4 protein-coding genes and 1 pseudogene are annotated in these 4415 nt (G+C 31.3%); 3 read left to right on the forward strand and 2 right to left on the reverse strand.

What is annotated here, in order from left to right:
- Positions 1-690: 690 nt before the first annotated feature.
- On the reverse strand, positions 691-1587 hold the full coding sequence (locus tag AC1DTM_RS18825; RefSeq protein ID WP_000070893.1) for an Rpn family recombination-promoting nuclease/putative transposase: 897 nt from the start codon (positions 1585-1587) through the stop codon (positions 691-693).
- A gap of 161 nt (positions 1588-1748) precedes the next feature.
- Here AC1DTM_RS18825 and AC1DTM_RS18830 point away from each other — a divergent pair, with 161 nt between their 5' ends.
- Positions 1749-1877 (forward strand): hypothetical protein, encoded by a 129-nt coding sequence (locus AC1DTM_RS18830; RefSeq protein ID WP_002107230.1) that lies wholly within the window; start codon positions 1749-1751, stop codon positions 1875-1877.
- Between the two features lie 705 nt (positions 1878-2582).
- Positions 2583-3725 carry an SH3 domain-containing protein gene (locus AC1DTM_RS18835; RefSeq protein ID WP_088099228.1) on the forward strand — a complete coding sequence of 381 codons (1143 nt, stop codon included), beginning with the start codon at positions 2583-2585 and terminating at the stop codon, positions 3723-3725.
- A 343-nt stretch (positions 3726-4068) separates the two neighbouring features.
- Here the strand turns inward: AC1DTM_RS18835 and AC1DTM_RS18840 are convergent, their stop codons facing one another.
- Entirely contained in the window at positions 4069-4203 is a 135-nt protein-coding gene (locus tag AC1DTM_RS18840; RefSeq protein ID WP_002192067.1) for a hypothetical protein, read from the reverse strand.
- Positions 4204-4325: 122 nt separating this feature from the next.
- On the opposite strand from AC1DTM_RS18840, the pseudogene AC1DTM_RS18845 reads away from it, so the two are divergent.
- Positions 4326-4415 (forward strand): annotated as a pseudogene (locus tag AC1DTM_RS18845) (IS6 family transposase); the annotation flags it as partial.

Here is a 4415-nt window from a genome sequence, read left to right on the forward strand (position 1 = left end):
GTCTTTTTTAATATCATCGACAATTTTCCCAGTCAAACCTAATTACTATTGCTTCCACTAACCTGCTCCGTTCGTGGAATAAGGATTTTTAAACAACTAATATTATTTTTCAAATGACTTTATTGTAAATTAAACAACAATATTATTTTTGCACAAGCGTCGTTAGATAACATTTCTTAAAAGACTGTTGTTCAACAATCTGGCCCGATTGCTGAACAAAGAAATACTCTATAAAATGGATCTTTTTATCAAACTTTTTTACAAATTATCACTCTTTATTATAAATGATCGAACTTTATTTTAAATCAACACAAGAAAAATCATAAGAGAGTTCTTCAAGGCTTAACCAAATGTTATAAACCAAAAAACCTCCTCCATATTGCATATTAGTAATGAGAGGAGGTTTTTATTGGTAAAGAGTAGGCATGTCTTGGTAGATTCTTTGTCAAAGAGTGGTACAAAAGATGGCATAGGTGGTAAATTCCTATGGCCGTAATCATCTATATTGAGAAATTTATTACAAAATTAGCTATAAATGATTCTAAACCCGAAAGTAAACTTTCACCCAAAAGTTTACATTTGTACATATTAATAGTTTGGTGTCGCATAGATCGCAAAAGTTTCCCCAATTGAGAATGCCCCCCAAAAAAATAACACCTACAAACATTTGTAGGTGTTATTTTAATCTATTTAGGATTGTAAAATTTCTCGTATTTCTTCTATACTTAACTTCGTGAACTTTGCAATGTCCTCTACTGACATTCCATTTTTATGCATACCACTAACTAATTGAATACGTTCAGCAAGCTTTCCTTCTTCTCTTCCTTTTTTTATCCCTTGTTGTTCTGCATGAGCAAACTTTGCAGCCTCATCCATTAATGCTTTTTCCCTTGCTTCATAGGCTTGACGGAAAGAAGAATCTTGACTCATACGTTCCCACTTATTCATTGCCTTTTGTAAAATTGGATCTTGGTTCATCGCAATATCCTCCAATGTTTGGGTTAAGTGTTCATCTTCATTCGCTGGAAGTAATAATAACCAACGAACAAACGAATCTTCCCAGGGATTTACTTGTTCATTACGCCATTGTTGCATTAACTTCGGAATTTCAATAATATGCATTTCTATATCATCACTCAATACCTTTTGTTGTTGCTGATTCCACAAGATTCCTGTTGTATGAAACGCTTCATATTCTGGAAACATCACAAAGTTTAACAAATTGATGGTAATTGTTTTATGAAGTGAGCTATATGGCATTCCTTTTTTTAATTGAGAAGTGTATAACCTTCCCCAATAATACAAGCTTCGTTTGATCATATCGTGATTGTTATTCAGCTGTATTTCTACATTTATCTTTGTCCCCGTATCTAATGTCGCTGAGATATCTAAAATCGATAATTTATCTTCTTCATGTTCTCGATGCAAATGTGGATCTTCTAACTGCAAGGATATAATGGGTGATTCTAAAGAATCATGTAACATAGCATTTAAAAAGGCAACCAAAATATCCTCGTTCCCACTTGTACCAAATAATTGTTTAAATGCAAAATCAATACGTAAATTCACTAATTGTTGATTGGACATGGGCTTCCTCCCCCTGCCTTATACTATTTCTTTCCCTTATTGTACATAAAATGAAAGTAAAGATGCAAACAGGATTTTATATCTAATAAAAAACAAATCATTATATCTATGTTCATGATAACATTAAAAATAAGATGATTAATCTAATGGAGGACTACAACATGAAAAAAATAAAAAAAATCTTAAATAATCCATTTGTGAAATATCCATTAACTATAATTTCAGCCATTGCAATAATAAATGTAGGATATGATTTAGGATCATTTTTAATAAGATTAAAATATATTTAAGTAATAATAGAGCATTTATTTGATTCCAAGCTGAGATGGCTGCTGGTATCTATGAACAAAAAAATATAGAAAGAAAAAAATAAATAAATATAATAAGGGAATGCAAGTATACTAATCTATACTGCATTCCCTTATTGTAATTGTATATCCACTATATTTTTATTCTTCCTTTTCCAAAATTAAAAAACTAACATCCGAATTTCTTAGTTTTCACCTCTTTCTAGCTTCACTCTATTGTAATGCAAACTCCTCATTAAATATCCAATCTATTAGCTATCGCCCCCCTATAAACCATAATAACTTTTAAAATAGTAATCCCAACTGTTAAACAACAAATTATATTTTTATAAAAGAAAACAACTTGGATAAAAACAGGTTGTTTTCTTTTATAGGGTAGAACAAAGAAAGAGTGGAAAAGCAATACACAAAAGTGTAAATCACATGGAGTAAACCGATAAATAATACTAAAAATTCTGAAAATTTAACCGATAAGGGTTTTCGGTGACTCTTTCTTTGTTGTTATGAGTTTAACATAAAAAATAACACGAATCAACAAAAAAACTAAAAATTCTGTTTAATTCGACATTTTTTGATATTTTTTTACCCCAACTTTTAAAAATCTGCTATTCTTTATATATATCTTTCACTTTAATATTGTTTTCATTTTAATGTTGTAATACATTCCCCAAGGAGGCTTATTATTATATGAAGATGATCACTACCACTTTTTCATTAACAACTGCTGCAATTGCTACGCTTCTCCCTTCAGTAGTAGCAGCTGATTCTCATGCTGTATCAATACCACAAAATGACAAAGTAAAAATCGAATTTGTAAATTTTGACAAAGCACATCTGTATCAGGATGCTACTACAAATAGCAACTCTATTGGAAATATTACATTCAATACTCCAGTTAAAATAATAGAAACAACACCTGACTGGTATAAAGTAGATGTACAAAATAAAATTGGTTACATGCAAAAATCTTATCTTTCTCCCACAAAACAAACACAACCAAAAAATCAATATATTGTAAATGCGATTGCATTAAATGTTCGTATAGAGCCAAATGCAGAATCTACTATTCTCGGTGTACTACCAAATGGAAAATACATCTCCATTTTAGAAGAATGTGGTGAATGGTATAAAATTTCTTATAATGGAAAAACAGGATATGTGAAAAAAGAATTTGTCTCTGATGGTTCCTATTCAATGGTTAAAGGAACCACCGTACAAGGAAATTCATCTTATTATGTTGCAACTCCTGTATTAAGAGTGCGAAGCGGAGCGGGAACTAACACTTCTATAATTGGATCTTTAAAAAATGGTACCCAATTACAAGTTGTAGAAACAGTAGGTTCTTGGTATAAAATACGTTTCGGTTCAGGTTTTGGATATGTAGCTAAACATTATGTATTACAAAACAAACCACAAGAAACTCCTCCTATTCCAGCTGTTTTCAAGTACCCAACGAAAGGGATAGTCAGCTCTACATTTGATGTTCGTTGGGGAGAAATGCATTACGGAGTAGATTTCACAGCTCCAGGTGAAGTTCCAATCCTGGCAGCAACAAGCGGAAAAGTAATAAAATCCTACTACTCTAATTCCTATGGAAATGTTGTGTTTATTGCTCATACGATAGATGGGAAATTATATACAACCATTTATGCACATTTGAAGGATCGTACAGTACAAGCGGGTGATCGGGTTGAAACCGGACAAATAATAGGACACATGGGGAATACAGGACATTCAACCGGGCAACATCTTCATTTTGAATTACATAACGGCGAGTGGAATTTTGAAAAAACAAATGCAGTGAATCCCATACCTTATCTAGTTCAGTAAAGTATTGTACCAAGTATTTGTAAAGAGAACCACTACGGATCTATTTCCGGGTGGTTCTTTTGTTTTCTATGAATAGATTAGTAATTAATTTATATAGATTATAAGAATGGACGGCTTTTTATTCGTGCAATCATCCTGCCCATCACTACATCACTTAATCACCCAATTATAAACATAATATTAAAACAAATTAATATAAATTTACAATAATTTCATAGGAATAACTTCTGCATCAAAAGGTACACTTTTTATTAGAAGTTTACTTTTAATTTCACTAGAAAAAAGCCAAAAGATGACATTGAATAAGTCATCTTTTGGCTTCAAAACATCTATAAAAATTTTATTATTTTTCCTGATTTTCTACTTTTTCAGTTTTAGAACTGAATCCACTTTTAAATCCATCAAAAAAATCACAACCACCTAACGAAAAAACAAATACACATAATAAACCTATCATAATACCTTTTTTATAGTTCATCCTATAACATCCTCCATAAACACAACTTAAGGTTCTGGTGCAAAAACTTTGAAGTATATGAAAATGGTCTATCAAACTTGGAAATACTGATAATACTACTCTATAAAAGGCGTGTGATTAGTATGGAAAAGGAGAATTTATTTAAGTGGAAACATTATCAACCAGACATCATCTTGTTAACTGTACGTTGGTACCTACGGTACAACTTAAGC

This window comes from Bacillus sp. P4_D3 (genome assembly GCF_056401855.1).

Coding starts and splice junctions, on each gene's coding strand:
- AC1DTM_RS18825 (WP_000070893.1), bottom strand. CDS start 1,587: ATGTCCAATCAACAATTAGTGAATTTACGTATTGATTTTGCATTTAAA.
- AC1DTM_RS18830 (WP_002107230.1), top strand. CDS start 1,749: ATGAAAAAAATAAAAAAAATCTTAAATAATCCATTTGTGAAATATCCA.
- AC1DTM_RS18835 (WP_088099228.1), top strand. CDS start 2,583: ATGAAGATGATCACTACCACTTTTTCATTAACAACTGCTGCAATTGCT.
- AC1DTM_RS18840 (WP_002192067.1), bottom strand. CDS start 4,203: ATGAACTATAAAAAAGGTATTATGATAGGTTTATTATGTGTATTTGTT.